Annotated in this window: 23 protein-coding genes; 21 read left to right on the forward strand and 2 right to left on the reverse strand. The window is 62.5% G+C overall.

Annotation, left to right across the window (positions count from 1 at the left end; genetic code table 11):
* Nucleotides 1–20 precede the first annotated feature (20 nt).
* From AX703_RS21575 to AX703_RS21620, 9 genes are all read left to right on the forward strand, one after another.
* Nucleotides 21–860 carry a GPO family capsid scaffolding protein gene (locus tag AX703_RS21575; RefSeq protein ID WP_062347123.1) on the forward strand — a complete coding sequence of 280 codons (840 nt, stop codon included), beginning with the start codon at nucleotides 21–23 and terminating at the stop codon, nucleotides 858–860.
* 50 nt (nucleotides 861–910) lie between these two features.
* The gene (locus AX703_RS21580; protein ID WP_062347126.1) at nucleotides 911–2,011 is read left to right on the forward strand and encodes a phage major capsid protein, P2 family; all 1,101 of its coding nucleotides are present in this window, start codon (nucleotides 911–913) and stop codon (nucleotides 2,009–2,011) included.
* 157 nt (nucleotides 2,012–2,168) lie between these two features.
* The gene (gene gpM / locus AX703_RS21585; RefSeq protein WP_062347128.1) at nucleotides 2,169–2,960 is read left to right on the forward strand and encodes a phage terminase small subunit; all 792 of its coding nucleotides are present in this window, start codon (nucleotides 2,169–2,171) and stop codon (nucleotides 2,958–2,960) included.
* A 119-nt stretch (nucleotides 2,961–3,079) separates the two neighbouring features.
* Complete coding sequence (locus AX703_RS21590) at nucleotides 3,080–3,583, forward strand: head completion/stabilization protein (protein ID WP_062347130.1); 504 nt, start codon at nucleotides 3,080–3,082, stop codon at nucleotides 3,581–3,583.
* A complete protein-coding gene (locus AX703_RS21595) occupies nucleotides 3,583–3,798 on the forward strand; it encodes a tail protein X (RefSeq protein WP_062347132.1) in 216 nt (71 codons plus the stop codon). Before AX703_RS21590 ends, AX703_RS21595 begins: the two co-directional genes overlap by 1 nt.
* Nucleotides 3,799–3,802: 4 nt before the next feature.
* Entirely contained in the window at nucleotides 3,803–4,279 is a 477-nt protein-coding gene (locus AX703_RS21600) for a phage tail protein (RefSeq protein ID WP_062347134.1), read from the forward strand.
* Nucleotides 4,280–4,285: 6 nt separating this feature from the next.
* On the forward strand, nucleotides 4,286–4,765 hold the full coding sequence (locus tag AX703_RS21605) for a phage virion morphogenesis protein (RefSeq protein WP_062347136.1): 480 nt from the start codon (nucleotides 4,286–4,288) through the stop codon (nucleotides 4,763–4,765).
* Nucleotides 4,766–5,145: 380 nt separating this feature from the next.
* Complete coding sequence (locus tag AX703_RS21615) at nucleotides 5,146–5,421, forward strand: hypothetical protein (RefSeq protein ID WP_156452163.1); 276 nt, start codon at nucleotides 5,146–5,148, stop codon at nucleotides 5,419–5,421.
* Nucleotides 5,422–5,433: 12 nt separating this feature from the next.
* Nucleotides 5,434–9,042 carry an Ig domain-containing protein gene (locus tag AX703_RS21620; protein WP_062347142.1) on the forward strand — a complete coding sequence of 1,203 codons (3,609 nt, stop codon included), beginning with the start codon at nucleotides 5,434–5,436 and terminating at the stop codon, nucleotides 9,040–9,042.
* 4 nt (nucleotides 9,043–9,046) lie between these two features.
* On the opposite strand, the gene AX703_RS26935 is transcribed toward AX703_RS21620, so the two are convergent.
* The gene (locus AX703_RS26935; RefSeq protein ID WP_082734730.1) at nucleotides 9,047–9,631 is read right to left on the reverse strand and encodes a PEPxxWA-CTERM sorting domain-containing protein; all 585 of its coding nucleotides are present in this window, start codon (nucleotides 9,629–9,631) and stop codon (nucleotides 9,047–9,049) included.
* A 171-nt stretch (nucleotides 9,632–9,802) separates the two neighbouring features.
* Here AX703_RS26935 and AX703_RS21625 point away from each other — a divergent pair, with 171 nt between their 5' ends.
* Genes AX703_RS21625 through AX703_RS21645 form a run of 5 tightly spaced genes read left to right on the forward strand, consistent with a single transcriptional unit; the run spans nucleotide 9,803 to nucleotide 14,512 of the window.
* Nucleotides 9,803–10,663 carry a baseplate J/gp47 family protein gene (locus tag AX703_RS21625; RefSeq protein WP_062347144.1) on the forward strand — a complete coding sequence of 287 codons (861 nt, stop codon included), beginning with the start codon at nucleotides 9,803–9,805 and terminating at the stop codon, nucleotides 10,661–10,663.
* A complete protein-coding gene (locus tag AX703_RS21630; protein ID WP_062347147.1) occupies nucleotides 10,663–11,301 on the forward strand; it encodes a phage tail protein I in 639 nt (212 codons plus the stop codon). Before AX703_RS21625 ends, AX703_RS21630 begins: the two co-directional genes overlap by 1 nt.
* Nucleotides 11,301–12,350 (forward strand): hypothetical protein, encoded by a 1,050-nt coding sequence (locus AX703_RS21635; protein ID WP_062347150.1) that lies wholly within the window; start codon nucleotides 11,301–11,303, stop codon nucleotides 12,348–12,350. Before AX703_RS21630 ends, AX703_RS21635 begins: the two co-directional genes overlap by 1 nt.
* Before the next feature lie 2 nt (nucleotides 12,351–12,352).
* Nucleotides 12,353–12,583 (forward strand): hypothetical protein, encoded by a 231-nt coding sequence (locus AX703_RS21640; RefSeq protein ID WP_062347240.1) that lies wholly within the window; start codon nucleotides 12,353–12,355, stop codon nucleotides 12,581–12,583.
* 3 nt (nucleotides 12,584–12,586) lie between these two features.
* A complete protein-coding gene (locus tag AX703_RS21645; RefSeq protein WP_062347151.1) occupies nucleotides 12,587–14,512 on the forward strand; it encodes a hypothetical protein in 1,926 nt (641 codons plus the stop codon).
* Nucleotides 14,513–14,517: 5 nt separating this feature from the next.
* Here AX703_RS21645 and AX703_RS21650 read toward each other — a convergent pair whose 3' ends face one another.
* Nucleotides 14,518–15,141 (reverse strand): DapH/DapD/GlmU-related protein, encoded by a 624-nt coding sequence (locus AX703_RS21650; protein WP_062347154.1) that lies wholly within the window; start codon nucleotides 15,139–15,141, stop codon nucleotides 14,518–14,520.
* Between the two features lie 266 nt (nucleotides 15,142–15,407).
* Here AX703_RS21650 and AX703_RS21655 point away from each other — a divergent pair, with 266 nt between their 5' ends.
* From AX703_RS21655 to AX703_RS21680, 7 genes are all read left to right on the forward strand, one after another.
* A complete protein-coding gene (locus tag AX703_RS21655; protein WP_062347156.1) occupies nucleotides 15,408–15,605 on the forward strand; it encodes a hypothetical protein in 198 nt (65 codons plus the stop codon).
* A complete protein-coding gene (locus tag AX703_RS21660) occupies nucleotides 15,605–16,216 on the forward strand; it encodes a hypothetical protein (RefSeq protein ID WP_062347157.1) in 612 nt (203 codons plus the stop codon). Before AX703_RS21655 ends, AX703_RS21660 begins: the two co-directional genes overlap by 1 nt.
* On the forward strand, nucleotides 16,213–16,569 hold the full coding sequence (locus AX703_RS21665) for a hypothetical protein (RefSeq protein WP_156452164.1): 357 nt from the start codon (nucleotides 16,213–16,215) through the stop codon (nucleotides 16,567–16,569). Before AX703_RS21660 ends, AX703_RS21665 begins: the two co-directional genes overlap by 4 nt.
* On the forward strand, nucleotides 16,535–16,681 hold the full coding sequence (locus AX703_RS27575; RefSeq protein ID WP_156452165.1) for a hypothetical protein: 147 nt from the start codon (nucleotides 16,535–16,537) through the stop codon (nucleotides 16,679–16,681). Before AX703_RS21665 ends, AX703_RS27575 begins: the two co-directional genes overlap by 35 nt.
* A gap of 3 nt (nucleotides 16,682–16,684) precedes the next feature.
* Nucleotides 16,685–17,263, forward strand: a complete 579-nt coding sequence (locus AX703_RS21670) for a phage baseplate assembly protein V (protein WP_062347160.1) — start codon at nucleotides 16,685–16,687, stop codon at nucleotides 17,261–17,263.
* A 79-nt stretch (nucleotides 17,264–17,342) separates the two neighbouring features.
* Complete coding sequence (locus tag AX703_RS21675) at nucleotides 17,343–17,714, forward strand: GPW/gp25 family protein (RefSeq protein ID WP_062347162.1); 372 nt, start codon at nucleotides 17,343–17,345, stop codon at nucleotides 17,712–17,714.
* Between the two features lie 11 nt (nucleotides 17,715–17,725).
* Nucleotides 17,726–18,889 (forward strand): phage tail sheath subtilisin-like domain-containing protein, encoded by a 1,164-nt coding sequence (locus AX703_RS21680; RefSeq protein ID WP_062347164.1) that lies wholly within the window; start codon nucleotides 17,726–17,728, stop codon nucleotides 18,887–18,889.
* The last annotated feature ends 16 nt before the right edge of the window (nucleotides 18,890–18,905 follow it).

Below are 18,905 nucleotides of genomic sequence, written 5' to 3' on the forward strand. Positions count from 1 at the left end.
GCCCCACGGGAGCCCTTTCGATGAAGACCAAGCCCTTCCTGCTCGCCACCGCCGGTTCCACCGTCGATGGCCGCGTGATCGATGAAACGATGCTCGAAGAGATGGTTTCGAGCTACGACCCCAAGGTCTACGGCGCGCGGCTCAACATCGAGCATATCCGGGGAATCAGCGGCGATGGGCCCTTCCGCGCCTACGGGGATGTTCTGGAACTCTCGATCGGCGAGGTCGAGGTGAACTTCAACGGCAAGACCGAGAAGCGCAAGGCTCTCTACGGCATTTTCGACGTCAACGATGATGCCAAGAAACTCAACGAAGCGGGGCAGAAGGTCTATCCTTCGATCGAGATCGAGCCGAACTTCGGTGGCAAGGGCTTTGCCTACATGATGGGCTGCGCGCTCACTGATAGCCCCGCGTCGATCGCCACCGAGCGTCTGCAGTTCAACCGCTCGCTCCCCGGCACGCTCACTGTCTCCGGCGACAAGGCCGAAGCCCTCGAATTCGCGGGCGCCGATGTTACCGAAGGCGGCAACTCGCTGCTGACGGCCATGAGCAAGATGTTCGACGGCTTCGCTGCCAGGTTCGCGCCGAAAGGCGAGGAAAAGCCGGCAGTGAAGGCCGACGACAAGAAGGACGCTGCCGCCGCACTGGATTTCACTCAGCTGCGCCCGCTGTTCGAAGACCTGGGCAAGACCTTCGCTACCGCCGTCGACAGCCTGCGCACCGAATTCCGCGCCGAGGCCGATGCCCTCGCGGTCAAGCTCAAGAAGGTCGAGGAAACGCAGGAGCGCACCCCCGACCAGAACTACCGCCAGCGTCCGATCTCCGACGGCAAGGCCGCTAACTACTCCGGGATCTTCTGATCCAGTCCGCCGCCCGCCCCGCTTACTCCCCTCAATAGGACCTGACAGACATGGGTTACACTCTTTCCGATCGCGGCCGCCGGGCGCTCGACGGCCTTTTCACCGCTATCGTGAACCTCAATGGCGCAATGCGCGGCGTGGCGCACCAGTTCTCGCTTGATCCCACCGCCGAACAGCGGCTCGAGGATCTGCAGCGCGAAGAAGTCGGCTTCCTGCAGCAGATCAACGTCATTGGCGTTCGCGATCTGATCGGCAAGGTGATCGGCCTCGGCACTGATGACATGATCGCTTCGCGCACGGCAGAGGCTGATCTGCCGCGCAAGGCGCGTTACGTCGGCAAACTGCAGGATCGCGAGTATCGGCTCTACGATACCGAGTTCAACACCAAGCTGCCCTGGCAGATCATCGACAACTGGTCGAAGTTCCCCGATTTCGCGCAGCGCTATGCCCGTCACGTCGCGGTGTCGGTGGCCCTCAGCCGTATCTCGGTTGGCTGGAACGGTCTTGCCGCCGCTGCCAGCACGGATGCCGAAGACAACCCGCTGGGCGAAGACGTGAACATCGGTTGGCTGCAGAAGCTTCGCCTTGAAAAGGCCGATCATGTCATGGGGCGCGCCACCGTTACCGCCGGCGGCATCACCACTGCAACTGGTGCGGCCGCGCCAATCTATATCGGGCCCAACGCCGACAGTGCTGATGGCGATTACAAAAACATCGATGCGCTGGCCTATGATCTCATCTCGGGCATGCCCAGCTGGTCGCGCAACAGCACCGACCACGTCGTTCTGGTCAGCCAGGACCTGGTAGACGAGAAGTACTTCCCGATGATCAACCGTCCGCTCTCGGACACGGTCGACGGGGGACGCTCAACGTCTGATCAGGTGGTGGGTGACATCATCATGTCCACCAAGCAGATCGGCGGGCGCCGCGCTGCCATCGTCCCGAAGTTTCCGGAAAAGACGATGGCGGTCACCCCGCTCAAGAATCTGTCGATGTACTACCAGGAAGGCTCGCGCCGCCGGTACATCAAGGATGAGCCCGAAAACAAGGCAAGCCTGGTTGACTACAACAGCGTCAACGAAGGCTACGTCATCGAAGACACTGATTTCATGGTCCTGGCCGAGAACATCGAGTTCGGCGACCGCCCGTAATACCACGCCGGGAGGGCAGTGAAGGCGGTCGCTGACATCCGGGTCGGTTGCCGCAAGAGCCCACATCAGAGACCGGGGAGGGGAGCGGATGCTCCTTAACCGAACCGGTCGGCCGCGCGCCGGATAGCGCGGCCTCCCTTCCATCATGGAGCCCCGCATGAGCAGCCCCTTCCGTCGTCACAAGCAGCGCGTCCTCGGCATCATGTCGGGCACCGTGGCGCCTGAAACGGTCCGCACGACCGAGTTGCAGGAGCCAAAGCCTACTACTGCGGCCGGACAGGAATATGCCGCCCTGCGCGTGCTGCTGCATGACAACCTGCGCACCCTGTCAGACATCGCCAGCCACGAGGCCCGCGTGCCGGTCAAGGTCGAGATGGCCCGCGCCTTTGTGCCGTGGATCGAAGGCGTGCTTGCTGCCGCGGGAACCGATGGCTCTCAGGCCGCGCAGGACGAAATCCTCGTGACCAATCTGGTCTGGGCGATCGACTATCGCGATTTTGACTACGCCCTGCGTCTTGCCACCCATGCCATCCGCCACGGCCTTGCCATGCCGGAAAAGTTCACCCGAACCCCTGCCTGCTATCTGGCCGAGGAAGTGGCCACCATCGCCAATGCCGAGTTCGATGCGGTCAGCTTGGATCACCTGCTCGCGGTGTCCGCGCTGGTCGAAGGGCATGACATGCACGATGCCGTGCGCGCCAAGCTGCTCAAGGCCATTGGCCGGCGCTACGCCAGACGTGCCGAGGAGTTCGATCCAACGGCAGACAACGCCCCCGCTGGCGGCAAGGCTGCCTATGTGGAGACCGCGCTCGAGAACCTGCGCCGCGCGCTGCAGCTGGATGCCAACGTCGGCGTCAAGAAGGATATCGAACGCCTCGACCGCGAGGCGAAGAAGCTTGCACCTGGTGCCGGTGAACCGCTTGACCGCGGAGAGCCTCCCCAGGGCTGACCGGCCCGCCCCACGGCGCTCGGGGGGCGGATGCGCAAGGGCGGGTCTTCCAGTCCCTGCCCGATCGCATCCTCACCCCCCGAAAACTTCGGGGCCGAATCCAAAACGAGTGAACCGCCATGGCAGGCCTGACTGCAAATCCCGTTCCCCTGCTGGATCCGGCCAATGCCACGGTCGGCGCCGATGGCTGGTTTCCCGATATCCCGCTCGCCCTCGTCCGCAATTCGGTGCGCCTGGGCAATGGCGAGGTCACCACCGATCGCCTGCGGGCCTCGATCGAGGCCGCGATGCTCACCGCCTTCCGCCAGCTGGCGGCATGGCGCGCCACGCACGTCCTCGCCGGGGCCGTAGAGCTCGCGGACGTGACGGCGGACATGATCAACGATCGCAACCAGGCCGAGGCACTGTGGGAGCGCCTGATCATCTCGCTCACTGCTGCTGATCTCTTTGCCGGCAACCGCGACATCACCGCCACCGATCGCGGTCTCGATCGCGCGACCGACAAGGAAGACGGTGCCGACGAGTACTACCGCCGCGCCTGGGCAGCCGTGGCCGACCTTAAGACCTTTGCCCCCGGTAACACCCGCGCCGACGTGCCGCGCAACCGTGTCGAGTTGATCTGATGACGATCACAGCCACCGCGCGAGATGGTGAAACAGTTGACGAAGTCTGCTGGCGCGTTCTCGGCCGCACCAGCAACGTGACCGAGCAGGTGCTCGAGCTCAATCCCGGCATCGCCGCGCTCGGCCCACGGCTTCCTGGTGGCACTGAGTTGATCCTGCCCGAAGTGGCAGAGGCAGCGACCGCCACCCGCGAAACCATCCAGCTGTGGGACTGACCTGATGCGTAAGATCGACAGCCTCAGCGCCACCCTTCGCGCCGCCATTCCCGAAGTGTCGAATGACCCTGCCGCTTTGCCCGTCTGGATTGATCGTGGCTCTGCGCGTGCGCGACAGACGGGCAGCAATGCGTTCGAACTCTCCTTTCGGCTTAACGTCCTGGCAATTGGCGTCCGCACCGATCTCTCGATAATCACACTCGCAATCACTCGATGGCTCCGCGCCCACCAACCTGTGAGATTGCAGCCCGGCTCTGACAGCTTCAGCTTCGATGCCGATATTCTCGACAACGGCACTGCCGATGTGCTCATCCAGATCGACCTGACCCAGAATTACGAAGTCTCCACTATCAATGGCGAGGAACGCGTTGAGCCTGTCGAGCAGACCGACTCGGTGCTCGAGGAAGCCAACGCCGAGGGCTTGGCCCCTGATATTGCCGCCATCCTTCTCGGTGGTGAGCAGCTCGTGCCTCCCGCGTAAGCTGCCATGGCAGACGACGATCTTTCGCGCCTGGACGAGTGGATGGGGCAGGTGCTGCATGGCCTTGCGCCGCCCCAGCGCAAGCGCGCGGGCCAGCAGCTTGGCCGCGATCTGCGCAAGTCGAACCTCAAGCGCATCGCCCGAAACGTCGAGCCCGATGGCGCGCCCATGGAGCCCAAGAAGGCCCGCTATGACCGGCGTGGGCGCTTGCGCGAGAAGGCTGGCGGCAAGATGTTTCAGGGCCTGCGCTATGCCAAGCACTGGCGCATCGATGCCACGGAGGACGGTGTGACGGTCGCCCCGGAATCGCCCTTGGTCGATCGCGCCGGCTCGGTCAGCCAGTTCGGCGAGACCAAGACCATCGGGCGCCTGCGTGATCGCACCCCAATCCGCTACCGCTACCCCGTGCGCCGCCTGCTCGGCTTCTCGCCGGAGGATGAGGACCTCGTGATCCAGATCGCGAGCGACATGATCGAGCCGAAGTGAGCACAGGCGAGTGATCGCAATCCCCTTGCCGAATCGTTCCACATACGTTCTCGGACGGCATGGGCTTCAAGCGACTGGAAACCTTGAACGACTACCGGCGGCATCGCCAGATCCTGCGGGTCCGCTGCATAACGTGCAGGCATGTCTCCGATCTCGACCCTGCAAGCTTGGCGCACGAGCTTATGCGACGGAACCAAAGCACAGCCATCAGCGCTGTTGCACTGCGGCTGCGCTGCGCGGAATGCGGCGCCAGGTCGCCCGACCTCTACCCGACTGATCCCACTGCACGGTAAAACCCGCATCTACCCCGCCCGCAGCTAGCGCGCGCGCGAAAGCTGTCCAACCTGCGCTGGAATTTGCTTCTGCGCAGGATGGAACTCATGGCCAAGACCGAAAACGATCTCACCATCGATAGGGATTGGCAGGACCTGGTAGCTACGTACCCGGGCCTTGGCGGCGCGGGGGCCTACGTCCAGAACAAGAGCTTCTACACCGATCGGCACTTGCTGGTGGTGTTCTCGCCCAGTGCTGTTGCTCCCACTGAAAGGAATGGCCTGCGCCTTCCGGCCGGTGAAGTTGCCCAAGGCACAGCTGACCACATCTGGGTCCGCGCGTACCATGATGATGTGCTGATCAGCTGCGGCAGCACAGACTGAGGCGCGGCGTCCATGCGCGTCATCGATTTCCGTCCGGCCGCAAGCCGAAAGCGCAGCGTCGTGGTTCGCCGGGGTTGGAGCCTTGACCTGGTACCGCGTGGTCAGCCGCCTGCGGTGCCGAACCTTGGCAACCTCTATCTCTCTGCCAGCACGATCGTGGAAAACAGCGCGGCCGGGACCGTGGTGGGTGCGATCCTTGGCGCGAGACCTGCATCGACATTGACGCTCGTCGATAGCGCTGGTGGGCGGTTTGCAATCGCCGGGGCAAACATCGTGGCTGCCACGGCCACCAACTTCGAAAGCGCGACCAGTCACCAGATCACGATCCGCGAAACGCTGCCCGGTTCGGCCAATTCGCCGCGTGAAACAGTGATCAGCATCACCGTCACCAACGAGTTCGAGCAGCCCAACCTTTCCGCAATCAGCCTGTCAGCGGCAGTCCTGGCCGAAGGCAGCGCAGCGGGCACGGTAGTGGGTGTGCTCTTGGGCAAGACCTCCGGATCGGCACTGGCACTTGTCGACGATGCGGGTGGACGCTTCGCGATCTCCGAAGGCAATCTCGTCGCCGGCGCAACCAGCACCGATTTCGAAACAGCCACAAGCCACTCGGTTACCTTGCGCGAGACGCTCACGGATTCGGCCAACTCACCGCGTGACACGGTCCTTTCGATCACGATCGGCAACGTCTTCGAACAGCCGAGCCTCGCCGCGCTAACGCTTTCCAGCAGCACTGCCACCGTCGGCACCAGTACCTCCATATCCATCATCGGAGCCACCGCGGGATCGACGTTGGCCGGCGCCGTTCCGGACGGGATGACGCTCAACAGTGCGCTGCGCACTATTACCGGAACGCCAACCGTTGCCGGAACCTACAACTTCACCCTCACCGAGACGTTGGCCGACAGCGCCAACAGCCCGCGTGTTTCGAATGTTTCCGTGGTTGTTGTTGCGGCGCCCGCCGGTTCGGCTGCCGACTTCTACATGGCAGACACCGGGACCGGGAATGGTCTGTCCCCTGCCGCCCCAGGTAATTTTGCGACCGTCTGGGCGGCAGCTAGCGATGGCAAGACCATCAAGCTGGTTGGCGACACCACGGTTCCATCATCGCACGTCTGGAATAAGTCGGTCACGATCCTTGCCGACAAGGGGGCAGCCGATGCTGACCCGCTGGGCGATGGTCTCCCGTTGTCGAATTGCCGCTTCATCCGCCCGATGAAGCTGAAGTTCTCGCCGCCACTGGCGACAGGTGCAATTTCAGCCACCAACGCCAGCATCTCGACGGTCGCCAGTGGCAAGACGCTGACCATCAAGGATGGTGTGAAGTGCGTCTTCGAATACTGGCCGAGCGCGGGTCAGACGTGGGCACAGTATAATCTCACCCTTGGCAGCGGTGCTGCGTCAGCCAAGCCGCTGATCGCTGGTGCGGACTATACGTCCGGGATTGTGATAGACGGTGCAGAGGTGTTCCACGGCTACGGGCCCACCTTCCAGCCATATGACCCGGCTGTTAAGCTGGCTGAGTTCCAATCGCCTGCGAAGTTCCGCATCAATAGTGACGGAACGATCACGGAAGACGCAGCCGGTTCCTTCACTGGCTGGGGCGATCCCGTAACGACCAACTACAATACCCCATTCAATGGCCCGCTTGTGCTGGGTGGGCAGTGGGGTCTGGTCGATATCAAAAACGGCTACTTCCACGACTTCCGTGAGTTCTCGAAGCTCAACATTTCCAGCACCAGCACGGTTCACATCCGGGAAAACTGGTTTGAGCGCAGCATCGGAGACTTTGTTCGGGCGCAGATCGCGTACGGTGCAGGGCAGTTTACCGGCACGTTCAAGTTCGAGCGCAATATCGTCCTCGACGTAATCGGCAACGCTCGTGACGCGGGCAACCCGCACTCGGATGCAACGCAGCTCTATGCCGTAAGTGCAACCGCTGGGAACGACGCCAACAATCCTTTCAAGATCATCCGGCCTGAGGCGAACAACAACTTCTACGGTATCACCCGCAAGGGTAGCCGCGCGCAGCTTCAGACCCACTTCTGGCAGGCTTCGGACAGCCATCAGAATACTGACAAGGCGCTTGTCGATCAGGGCGTCGTCCGCAACAACGTCGCCATCGGGCTCGGCTACAAGATGTTCTACGCCGACGCCTCGCGCGACATGTACATCCGCAACAACATCGGCGTCCTTCCGAACTGGTGGGCGCCGCCGGACGGCGCAAACATCTGCGAGATACGTGTCGACCGGACCTACACGACCTACGCGGTTTCTTACCCCGACAGCGAGGCGCTGGTTTCGGATACCATCGCCGAATTGATCACCGGCAACGCAACGATCCGCGCCGACAACAACCTAACGACCGGTCTACAGGGTGCCGGAATCGCGCACTCGACGATTTTCACCGATCCGTCTGACCCCGGTTCGGGTGTGTTCTCTCCGAATGCGCTGTTCGAGAAGTATAAGCCATTGGCTGCACATGCGACCAAGGGCCCCCAATTTGCATCGCTCCGCGCCCTGCTTTCGCACAACGGCGACTTCACCGGAGAGAAGCCGCACATTGGCCCAATCGACCAGATCGGTGTTGCGGCCAGCACTCTCACGACCTCCAACATGTTCGTGATCCACGGCGGCGATCCGGGTGACACTCTCCCGTTCGTCAACACTTCGGGTCTGGAATGGCGAACTCTGGAACCGTCCGACCGCACTACGGTCATTACTGACTGGACCAGTTCGAACGCGAACGTCCCTGTCGGGAAGCTCATGCAGTTCCGGATGACCAGCGCGGCGGCAGGAAGCTCTGTCACCAAGACCGTCTCTTTGGGCGGGGTCAGTTTCGACTGGCGCCTGGATTCAGTGACGGCATATTCCTACGCGCAGGTTCTGCTGGACCCCGGTACACCGGACACATTCGGCCCAGCTTCGTCGCAGACCCTCGCCGCCAGTGCGGGCACACTCGGTACACTGGCTCTCATGCGCTTCCGGATGGACGGCAAGCCGACTGCGAACATCACTCTGTTCGGGTCGAGCGCTGGCACTCCGAAGGTTCTGGCCCAGATCCTCACCACCGGCCAAATTCGCATTTCTCTTGCGGGGGCTTCCGGTTCGGCATTCGCCCGCGTGGAAAGCAACTTTACGGGCGCGCGCGCAGGCGACGGCCTTTGCGACAACGTGGACCACGACATTCTAGTCTCGTGGGATACTTCGCAAACCGATCAGGCTCTTGGCCGCAGCCTCTACGTCGACGGTTCCGACTCGAACGTTTCCGGGGCTACGTGGGCAGCTGGCACTGTTGGCTACGCAACGGCCATCAACGCCTATCGTATCGGTAACGTCGGAGCTGGTGGCAGGGACCTCATGCTTGGCGCGTTCATTCTCCGCTGCACCGAGCGCGTGGACATTACCGATGGGGCGAAGCGCGCCCTGTTCGCCGCCGACTACCTCAAGGATGGGGGACTTGGCCCGTTCTCGTCCCGCCCCGCTTTCCTGCTTACCGGCACTGCCGGCCAAGCCGGTGGCTGGAACGATGCAGCGACCGGAATGAATTGGGGCACCGGCTTCAAGTTCAAGCCCCTAACGACATCGGCCGTAGCTGATGTGACAGGCTCAGCCTGGTCCTAATGCATCATACCAGCATAGGGCTGGCTCGACGCCTGCGGAGCGCAAAGCCTGCGAGCCCAATGCCGAGTATCATGAGGGACCAGGTTGCCGGCTCGGGGACCAAGGAAAACGAAATCGCTGATATGCTGAAAGCGCTGCCGTCAGCAGAAAAGATACGAGACGCGTATGTTCCCCCGGAATTCGCAATCAGGGCAGTTTGATATCCCGGCTCAGCATCTGCTGAAATGGTCAGCGAAGGTCCAAACATATTTTGGCCGAAAATCAATATTGGCGCAGTTGAAGCAAACGTGATCGAGTTATACGCGTGCCGACGGTAAGAAGCGACATACAAGGAATCTCGCACATCAAGAAAGATTGCGCCGTTGCTTACATTGACGCTCTTTTGGAGAATATCAGCACCGTAGGATGGGGCGGTGGTGTAGGCGTGATTTTGAAAAGCTAGAAATTGTTCGCGCCAGGCCAAAGTTCCCAAGGGATGGGTAACAAAATATCCAGGGCCGACATCGAAATTTACAATCTTCTCTGCCGCCCAACTTGGACTGGCGCCCAAACACAGCAGTGCTCCGACCAATATCGCCTTGAAACGCATGATAATCTCCCCGAGTCGCCGCCCGGGTTGATGCTTTCAGTGCGTTAACCAAGAGTCGAGTCCGAGAATCGGCCTGCGCCTCAGTTTCGTAATTCCACCTTCCATCGGTAAACCCGGCCTCTACCGCGCCCGCGCCTAGCGCGCGCGACGAACCGCGCCATTCCGTCAGGCATGGTCGGCTCCATCGCATCTTCCCCCGCAATCGATCTCTCTGGCCTCCCTGCGCCGGATGTAATCGAACAGCCGAGCTTCGAGACGCGCCTTGCCGCGAAGCTTGCCAGTGCCATCGCCCAGTACCCGGCCTTCGTGGATCTGGTCGAAAGCGATCCGGCAATGAAGCTGCTGCAGGCCGACAGCTACGACGAGATGATCCTTGCCCAGGCCTTCGCCGATGCTGCACGCGGGCTGCTGCTTGCCTACGCCACTGGGCCGCGCCTTGATCACCTTGCCGCGCTGTTCGCCGTGGATCGTCTGGACGGCGAGACCGACACCGCACTGCGCCAGCGCGTGCAGCTCGCCCCGCACAGCTTCTCGGTTGCAGGGCCCGAACTCGCCTATGTCTATTGGGCGCGCTCGGCCGATCCCGACGTTGCCGATGCGACAGCGGTCAGCCCGACGCCAGGGCAAGTGGTGGTGACCGTGCTTTCTGCCAGCGGCGATGGCGTGCCGGCATCTGGCGTGCTTGATGCCGTGACCGAGCTGCTGACCGGGCCGGTGCGCCCCCTGACCGACGAGGTGATCGTCCAGCCCGCCACGCTGGTGGAATTTGGCATCGTTGCCCGTTTGTGGGTTTTCGCAGGCCCCGATCAGGGTCTGATTCTGCAGACCTCAATCGACAGCCTCAACGCTCACCTCGCCGCCTCGCGAAAGCTGGGCCGCGACGTCACGCGGTCCTCGCTGATCGCTGCACTCCACGTAGCCAACGTGCAGCGGGTCGATCTGGATGGGCCTGTTGACGATATCGTGATCGGCACCTCTGAGATCGCCTCGGTCACCGATATCGACGTCACGATCGCCGGGACGGTGATCTGATGACCACGCTCCTGCCTCCCAATGCCACCAGAGCCGAACGCGCGCTCGAGCAGACGATGCGCGCCGGGATTGGCCTTTCGGCAGTGGGAACCTTGTGGAACCCGGAAACCTGCCCCGCAGACGTGCTGCCGTTCCTCGCCTGGGGCCTTGCGATCAGCCACTGGGATCCAACCTGGTCCGAAGCGCAGAAGCGCGCAGCCGTGGCCGGTGCCATCCCGTTCCACCAGATCAAGGGCACTCGCGCCGCTGTTGAGGAAGTGCTTGCCCGCTTTCACCCACTGCTTTCGCTTGTCGAATGGTGGCAGGCAAACCCGCGCCGCGATCCCTACACTTTCGAGGTGCGCGCGCCCGCAGGGCCGGACGGGATCGACGCCAGCTTTCTCACCACCGAGACGGCCGAGGCGATCATCCGCGACGTGGCAGCTGCCAAGAACGCGCGCAGCCACTTCGACTTCGTCTTCGCCTTGGAGGCGCAGGCCGCGCTGTGGATGGCAGGTGGCTTCATGCCGGGGACTACGACCCGCGCCGACTATTCCGCCGAGCTCGACGAGAGCCGCGACTGGAACATCGTCCTGCAGACTGAGGACGGCGAACCAATCCGCACCGAGGACGGCACTGACTTTCTGGAGACCGAGTGATGCCCGGACTTGTCCTCTCGCTTACCAACGCGGGCCTTGCTGCCGTGCAAGGTGCATCGGGCGCCGATCCGGTGACGATTGCCGAGCTGGGGCTGACTGCCACCCCCTTCGATGTCGCGCCCACGCTGACGGCCTTGCCTGGTGAATTCAAGCGCATCGCCGCCATCTCAGGCGCCGCAGCTGCTGCCAACATCACGCACATGACCGCTTACGACACCAGTTCGGACGTGTGGAATGCCACGGGCCTTGGCCTGTGGCTGGCCGATGGCACGCTTTTCGCGGTCTACAGTGCGGGCTCGACGATCATCAACAAGGCCGCAGTCGCCTTCGCGCTGATCAGCTTCGACATCTCCTGGTCGGCTGACCTTGCCGCCTCTATCGCATTCGGCGATCCGATCTTCACCAATCCGCCGGCCACTGAGGACATGCGCGGCCTGATCGAGCTCGCCACGCTCGAAGAGGCGCAGGCCGGGACCGATCTTCTGCGTGCGCTGACGCCGGGCCGCGCCAAAGCGGTGGTCCTCGCGTGGCTGTTGGGCTTGGATGGTGCTGGCTCCGGCCTCGATGCCGACCTGCTCGATGGGCAGCACGGCGCTTGGTACGCCGACATCGCGGCAAGGCTCGGCTACACCCCACTCAATGCCGCAGCCTACACGGCAGCCGATGTGCTGGCCAAGCTGCTGACGGTCGACGGGGCGGGCTCTGGTGTCGATGCCGACACTGTCGATGGGCACCATGCTGCCGCCTTCCGCCGCGTCGTCTCCTCGAACATCGCCGCGAATGGCGGTTACATTGAGTACTCTGACGGCTTCAAGGAGACCTGGGGCTGGGTCGATTGCGGGGCGAATGCCTCCGCCTGGTACGACGTGCCGATCGCACACACCGAATGGATCGTACCGGCTCTCGCCGTCTCGGTGCAGCCGGGTGACGACAACAACTCCGAGAACACTGGCGTCGGCGTGATCACGCTCGGGCCTCCCACCACCATCGAAATCTACAGCGCGGAGAACTTCACCGCGCGCGTCTTCATCCAGACCAAGGGCAAGTGATCATGAGCGAAGCCATGAAGATCACCGTGGGCCGCTTCGATGCCGCCACCGGCACCGTGCCGGTCACCTTCGAGCAGGACGGCAAGAGCCATTCGCGCAGCGTCAACGCCGTGATCGGCGAGGACGGCAAACATGATCGCGCCGCCACGCTGGCCCGCGTCGACGAGGTCGCAGCCGGTGTGGCCAACAAGTTCGTACTTGGTGTCTTGGGCGCCAAGGATGGGGAGGCCTGATCGATGGCGAAGATTACCGAATTGCCGGTGGCTGGCCCGCTTTCGGGCACCGAGCCTGTGATCGTGGTACAAGATGGCGAAGCACGCCAGTCGACGATCGGGGCGGTCGTTGAGGAAGTCGCGCAGCCGTTTGTGGATGAGGCCGCTGATATCGCGGCTGATTTGTCCGATCAGTTGGATGAATTAAGAACAGGCCTTGGCCTCGGTGCCTCTGCCGTCCGCATGGTCGAAGACCCGGGCAGCATCAGTCCCACCGTGTTTCGAGCATTCACACCGACGCTTGGCGTCACCTACGAATTTCCGGTCGTTGCCCGCGCTCAAGGCACGCGGCGTTACCTGAACCTATTCAACAACTCCACCTCGACCGCGATCAATATCACGTTCGACTTGCTGGCCGGAACGTTCGTTGCAACGTCTGGCGCAGGCTCGATGCGTTACCTTGGCGGCGGGTTTTACGAGTGCAAGGCGACTGTCACTTCAACCGGCACGGTGAGCGGCAACTGGCAGGCTCGACCCTCCGTTGCGGCTGCATTCCCTTTCGATGGTGTCACGACAGAAGGGTTGTGGCTTAAGTCAATCAAATTGTGTTTGCAGGGAACCACGACTAACCTGTTCCCATCAAGCGATCCAGCAAATGCGGCTTTCACCAAGACGAGCCTGACCCCAACGCCAGGCACTACGCCGGAACAGCGCACCACTGAACAAGTCGCCAGCATTGATGGTCGGCTTACGTCTGTCGAAACCCTCGTCAACGGCAGCATGACGATGGACAAGCTGGTGGAGGGCAGCGGCACGGTAAGCCCTAGCGTCTATCGCTCAGTGAGTTTCGTAGCCGGGTCAACCTACGCTTTCGAGTACGAACTGAAGGCAGGCGAACGCGGTCGGGCCAACGTGTTCAATAATGGCGGCGGCGGCATCGACGTTACGCTGAACCTGCTGACTGGCGGTCTGTCGATCGCCTCTGCCGACACCACGGCCACTCTGACCGCGCTGAATAACGGCTGTTATCTGCTCTCTATCGTCAAGACAGCGACCGTGACAAACAGCGGCAATCAGCAGTTGCGCATCTATCCTGCGTCGGGCGGCGTTCCATATACAGGCGATGGCACAAGCGGCCTGTTCGCCAACAGCGGCACGCTCTCGGTCAATGGTGGCGCGAACATCTGGACGGCATCGACCGCCTTCAGCAGCGCGGCATGGACCAAGCAGAACATGACCGTCGCGGCGGATACTGGCAAATGGCTGGGCCTTCCAACGATTACCGGCGCGACTAGTTCGGCGCATCCACTCAACGGCAAGAAGGTGGCGATGGTCGGCACTTCGCTGGTCGCGCAGAACGTCATGCCGGTGGCGTTTGCGGGCGAAACTGGGGCAGTGATCCAGAACCTTGGCGTTTCTGGCGGCGCATTGGGCCTTGATGCGCGAGGTTCTCCGCACTCTGGCTCCGGTGCGGTCACCGCATCGCTTCCGTCAATTGCGTCGGATGCGAACGTGATCTTCCTCGACATGCTCGTGAACGACGTTGCGGCGTCGGATGTGCCTCTTGGTGTGGTCACTGACACCACGACGGCAACCTATTGCGGCGCTCTGGCGAACTTCTTCAACTGGTGCGAGACGAACCGGCCCAACGCTGCCGTGGTGGTCGTAGTGCAAACCTCTGCGGCTGCGACCTACTCGCCTTCTGATTATCGGCACGGCGTTGCCAATGCCAACGGCAACTATCTGGAGGACTTCCAGAACGCCACGCGGCGCATGTGCGACTATTACGGCAGGCCTTACATTGACCCGAACCGCTTCGGCATCGGCTTTCTTGATGCTGGCGAGGATACCGCAGACGGCTTGCATTGGGATGCGAGCGGTGGTGCGCGCATTGCCAAAATCTACAGCGCGGCCACGCGCGAACTAGCTGAGGCGGGCTGGCTGGGGTAAAGTCGTCATCCCGCGTATTGGGGCCAATCTTCTATACTGTTTTCGCTGTCGCTCCCGAGGGCGCGAGCAGGATTGCCGCCAACTCGGCTGTCCGCAGGCACGTCTTCAAGAACGACCGAGCCCGCGCCGATGATTGACCGGGCTCCGATAGTGACACCTTTCAAAATCACGCATCCAAAACCAATCCAGACGTCGTCTTCGATAACGATTGGGTTGGAGGAGATGGTGGCGACGTCTGCTGGGTGTCCGGACGTAGCAATAGCTTTATAGTGCAGGTGCCGATCCGTGGCATCGATTGGATGGCCGTTCGTGTCATGGATGTTGACCCCGTGGGAGATCAAGACACGATCACCGATACGAACGCTGCTGGCAGACCAGATGTAGCTATCTTGGCCAACGAAGCACCAGGAGCCAATATCGATCGTTCCGCCATGGGCGAATGTGAAGAGCTCTCCGCGCATCACAGAATTGCCTCCGACGCGGATCCTTCGCCGGTCCCCCGCATCCAAGATGCGCCCGCCTTCACCGATGCGTGCCGTCTGATCAAGTATGCCTATTTTGCGGTAATGGCGGGTGAGAGCTTTAGCCCGAAGTATTTCGGGCAAATCCATGAGGCGCGCGAAGTTCATCCCGGCGGCATACCTATAGACAGGTGTCGCGGCAAGCAGATGGTGGCGTCTGCATGACCGAGGCCGGCAACGCAGGCAACGGACTTCGCCTCCCAGTTCCGTGATGGGTTGGGGTGGAAGCGCCCATAACACGTGCAACCCGCGGCCTTGTAAGCTGTGAAGCGGTAAACCCAGCCTCTACCCACGCGCGCGGTGGCAAATCTGGTCCGGTCGGTGCTGGGTGCTGGTGTTGTGACCGCCCCACCATCGCCAGACGGAGTCCTCCCTTGAAGCCGTCCTTCACCGAACTGCCGGATGGCTTCAAGCACGTCCTCGATGCCACATCCATCGTCGCTTTGCTGGGGAGTCTCATCAGCGTGCTGCCTGCCGTCGCTTCCCTCCTCACCATCGTCTGGACATGCATCCGCATCTGGGAGACGGCCACTGTGCAGGCGATGCTGGGCCGCAAAAAGGACCTGCCGTGATGGATCCTCGCAAGCCCATTTTCGATGCCGTGCGCACGGTGGCGCGTGCTGGTCTGTTCAACGACCCCGGCAACGTTCTCGCGCTCGACAACCTGCTTGATGCCTTTAACGTTCCTCGCGCCGCCGGTCCTGTTGAACAGGCGAAGCCTGCGTCCGACGCCATCCCCCCCGGGTACTTCATTCTCCTCGCCAAGATCGAGAGTGGGCACCGCCCCTACATCAAGGCACCCACGTCGAGCGCGAGCGGTCTTTACCAGTTCATCAAATCGACTTGGGAAGCCGAGGGCGGAAAGTGGGGCAACGATTCCGCGCAAGCCTTTGGGGGACTGCGCCCTTCCGAGGCAGAGCAGACCGACCGCGCCCGTACCTTCACGCTCAAGAACCTGCGCCATCTGCAGTCACAGGGCATCCCGATCAACGCTGCCACGCTCTATGCCGCCCACTTCTTCGGCGCAGGGACGGCGGCAAAGGTGCTCAAGGCGGCAGATCGTGACCGGGCCGACAAGCTTGCGGGCCCATCTGCTACGTCCGCAAATCCCTCGATCCTGCGCGGCAAGTCCGTCGGTGAATTCAAGGCGTGGCTGCAGCGCAAGACGGGCGCATCAGCATGACCGGCAACTTGCCCAGCTGGCCACCGAAGGACTGGCGCGCACTGGCCGCGCTAGTTTTTTCGGTTGCCGGCGCAGTGGCGCTGACCGTGCTGCTCTGGCTGCTATCGGGCATGCTGTTGCCGGAAAAGGGTTGGACACCTGCCAGTGAGGGTGAGCGCGTAACCACCATCCGCTGGGTGCTGTGGCTGTCCGCCTTCTGCATCCTGCTGGTCCTCACTGGACTGGGCTTTGCCATCAATCGTCGTGCCTTGCGCGGACGCTGGGGCGACAAGTCGCTTGATTGGGAAGGCGGGGACGATCCCGCCCGGGGAGAAACCGATGTTCAAGAAGATCCTGACCAAGGTCGTCGGTAAGGCGCTTGCGCCGATCGTGGATGATATCGTGAAGCGTGAGCTCGACCGGCGGACGGGGGGCGCGGCCTCCAAGATCGAGGATGCAGTCGATGCGGTGAAGCGCGTCCTCTGATCCATGCCCCCGATCGAAGAAGACATCCCCCTCGATCCGTCCACGCTCATCCGGCTCGGCCTGATCAGCGAGGTCACCCTGTCACCGCCGCGCTGCAAGGTCCGTTTCGCAGATCCTGACGGCGATGATGATGAGGGCGGAGAAACTCCGCCGATCCGCTGGCTTGCCCTTCGCGCGGGAAAGACCCGCACCTGGTCCCCGCCATCGGTGGGCGAGGAATGCGTGCTGCTTTGCCCCGATGGCCAGATCGGCAATGGCGTGGCCCTGCTCGGCCTGCCGAACGATTCCAATCCTGCACCCGGCTCCACGCTTGCCGAATTGGTAGAATTCGAAGACGGCGCGGTAATCTCCTATGATCCCGAGGCGCACGTCCTCTCTGCCGTCCTTCCTGATGGTGCAACGGCGCTGATCGAAGCGCCGGGGGGCTTGACGATCCGCGGTCCTGTCTCGATTGAAGGTGACGTGACAGTCACCGGCGCAATCACCGCCTCGGAAGATGTCAGCGCAGATGGCATAAGCCTCAAGTCGCACAAGCACGGCGGCGTCCAGGGTGGCGCATCCCAGACTGGAACTCCGGTTTAACCCAACCCCCAACGGTAAACCCGGCCTCTACCATTCCGGACGCTGGCGTGGCCCGCGCAAAGCGCGCTTCTGTGCGGCCATGATCGGCATGGACGCAAACACCGGCAAGGCTCTTTCTGGCGCACCGCGCCGTGCGCAGTCGATCGCGCGCATCCTGACCACGCCTCTTGGCTCCTGCGTGATGCGTCGGGACTTCGGCTCTCTGCTGTTCGAACTGCTCGATCGCCCGCTCAATGTCGCCACCGCCATGCTCCTGCGCGCCGCCACGGCCATCGCCATCCGCCGCTGGGAAACCGGCTTCCAGATCACGCGCGTCACCCTGTCCGGTGATTTCCCCGGCGGCGCGCCCGTCATCGGCATCGAGGGGTATGACCTCGACGCGCCCGATCCCACCGCGCTCGTCTCGCTCTCCATCCCCATCCGGCGAAACACCGCCGCTCTTTCAGCCTGAAGGAACCGCCCATGCACGGCCTGACCATCACCGAATCCGCTACCGGCGTCCGCACGATCGCCCGCAGTTCCATGGCCGTGATCGGCCTTATCGCCACCGCTACCGCTGCCGCCGGTCAGCCAACCACCGACCTCGACGCCGCCTTCCCGCTCAATACCCCGGTGCTGGTCACCAGCGTCGATGCAGCAGCTGGAAAGGCCGGAACCGGCGGCACGCTCAAGGCCGCGCTCGAGGCGATCGGCGATGAAGCGAGCCCGCTGGTGATTGTGGTTCGCGTGGCCGAAGGCGAAGACCAGGCGGAGACCGACGCCAACGTGATCGGCGCGACCGATGGCAATGTCTACACCGGCTTGCAGGCCCTGCTCGCAGCTGAAACGGTGGTCGGCAAGCGCCCCCGCATCCTCGGTGCCCCTGGCCTCGATACGCAGGCCGTCGTGGCAGAGATGGTTATCGCCGCACGCAAGCTGCGCGCCATGGTCTACGCCTCGGCAATTGGCGACGACATTGCCGAGGTCACCACCTATCGCGGCGAGTTCTCCGCTCGCAATCTGATGCTGCTTTGGCCCGACAGCTCGCCCGACTTTGCAGGCGATATTGTGGCTCGCACGCTTGGCCTTCGGGCGCGCATCGATGAAGAGCAGGGCTGGCACAAGACGGTCAGCAACGTGCCCTTCTACGGCGTCACCGGTGTAACGAAGAACGTCCACTTCGATCTGGTCGACAACGATACAGATGCCGGCGTTCTCAATGATGCGCAGGTCACCACGATCATTCGTCAGTCGGGCTATCGCCTCTGGGGTAACCGTACCACGGCAGGTGAAGATCAGCCGGAATTCAGTTTCGAAAGCGCCGTCCGCACCAGCCATGCCCTGCAGGACATCATCGCCGCTGCCGTGCTGCCGTTCCTCGATCAGCCGATGACCGTGGCGCGGGTCAAGGACCTGATGGAAACGGTCAACGCCGAATTCCGCCGCCTGGCCGTGGAAGGCAAGATCATGGGCGCGGAGATTTTCTTCGATGCCGATGCCAACACGCCCGAGCAGCTGGCGGCAGGCCGTCCGAACTTCCGCATCCAGTACACCCCGGTGGCTCCGATGGAGAACCCGCAGGTCAGCCTGGTCATCACCGACTACTACTACTCGGGCTTTGCCGACCAGCTCGCCAACGCGGCCTGATCAGCAACCCCCTGCC

Source organism: Novosphingobium sp. CCH12-A3 (genome assembly GCF_001556015.1).
Lineage (GTDB): Bacteria > Pseudomonadota > Alphaproteobacteria > Sphingomonadales > Sphingomonadaceae > Novosphingobium > Novosphingobium subterraneum.

What these genes read in the sequence shown, in the direction of transcription:
- AX703_RS21670 (WP_062347160.1), top strand. Translation starts at nt 16,685, where the DNA reads ATGCCCCCGATCGAAGAAGACATCCCCCTCGATCCGTCCACGCTCATC.
- AX703_RS21625 (WP_062347144.1), top strand. Translation starts at nt 9,803, where the DNA reads ATGGTCGGCTCCATCGCATCTTCCCCCGCAATCGATCTCTCTGGCCTC.
- AX703_RS21660 (WP_062347157.1), top strand. Translation starts at nt 15,605, where the DNA reads ATGGATCCTCGCAAGCCCATTTTCGATGCCGTGCGCACGGTGGCGCGT.
- AX703_RS21630 (WP_062347147.1), top strand. Translation starts at nt 10,663, where the DNA reads ATGACCACGCTCCTGCCTCCCAATGCCACCAGAGCCGAACGCGCGCTC.
- AX703_RS21595 (WP_062347132.1), top strand. Translation starts at nt 3,583, where the DNA reads ATGACGATCACAGCCACCGCGCGAGATGGTGAAACAGTTGACGAAGTC.
- AX703_RS21575 (WP_062347123.1), top strand. Translation starts at nt 21, where the DNA reads ATGAAGACCAAGCCCTTCCTGCTCGCCACCGCCGGTTCCACCGTCGAT.
- AX703_RS21580 (WP_062347126.1), top strand. Translation starts at nt 911, where the DNA reads ATGGGTTACACTCTTTCCGATCGCGGCCGCCGGGCGCTCGACGGCCTT.
- AX703_RS21645 (WP_062347151.1), top strand. Translation starts at nt 12,587, where the DNA reads ATGGCGAAGATTACCGAATTGCCGGTGGCTGGCCCGCTTTCGGGCACC.
- AX703_RS21615 (WP_156452163.1), top strand. Translation starts at nt 5,146, where the DNA reads ATGGCCAAGACCGAAAACGATCTCACCATCGATAGGGATTGGCAGGAC.
- AX703_RS21635 (WP_062347150.1), top strand. Translation starts at nt 11,301, where the DNA reads ATGCCCGGACTTGTCCTCTCGCTTACCAACGCGGGCCTTGCTGCCGTG.
- AX703_RS21590 (WP_062347130.1), top strand. Translation starts at nt 3,080, where the DNA reads ATGGCAGGCCTGACTGCAAATCCCGTTCCCCTGCTGGATCCGGCCAAT.
- AX703_RS21605 (WP_062347136.1), top strand. Translation starts at nt 4,286, where the DNA reads ATGGCAGACGACGATCTTTCGCGCCTGGACGAGTGGATGGGGCAGGTG.
- AX703_RS21600 (WP_062347134.1), top strand. Translation starts at nt 3,803, where the DNA reads ATGCGTAAGATCGACAGCCTCAGCGCCACCCTTCGCGCCGCCATTCCC.
- AX703_RS21675 (WP_062347162.1), top strand. Translation starts at nt 17,343, where the DNA reads ATGATCGGCATGGACGCAAACACCGGCAAGGCTCTTTCTGGCGCACCG.
- AX703_RS26935 (WP_082734730.1), bottom strand. Translation starts at nt 9,631, where the DNA reads ATGCGTTTCAAGGCGATATTGGTCGGAGCACTGCTGTGTTTGGGCGCC.
- AX703_RS21640 (WP_062347240.1), top strand. Translation starts at nt 12,353, where the DNA reads ATGAGCGAAGCCATGAAGATCACCGTGGGCCGCTTCGATGCCGCCACC.
- gpM (WP_062347128.1), top strand. Translation starts at nt 2,169, where the DNA reads ATGAGCAGCCCCTTCCGTCGTCACAAGCAGCGCGTCCTCGGCATCATG.
- AX703_RS21650 (WP_062347154.1), bottom strand. Translation starts at nt 15,141, where the DNA reads ATGAACTTCGCGCGCCTCATGGATTTGCCCGAAATACTTCGGGCTAAA.
- AX703_RS21620 (WP_062347142.1), top strand. Translation starts at nt 5,434, where the DNA reads ATGCGCGTCATCGATTTCCGTCCGGCCGCAAGCCGAAAGCGCAGCGTC.
- AX703_RS21665 (WP_156452164.1), top strand. Translation starts at nt 16,213, where the DNA reads ATGACCGGCAACTTGCCCAGCTGGCCACCGAAGGACTGGCGCGCACTG.
- AX703_RS21680 (WP_062347164.1), top strand. Translation starts at nt 17,726, where the DNA reads ATGCACGGCCTGACCATCACCGAATCCGCTACCGGCGTCCGCACGATC.
- AX703_RS27575 (WP_156452165.1), top strand. Translation starts at nt 16,535, where the DNA reads ATGTTCAAGAAGATCCTGACCAAGGTCGTCGGTAAGGCGCTTGCGCCG.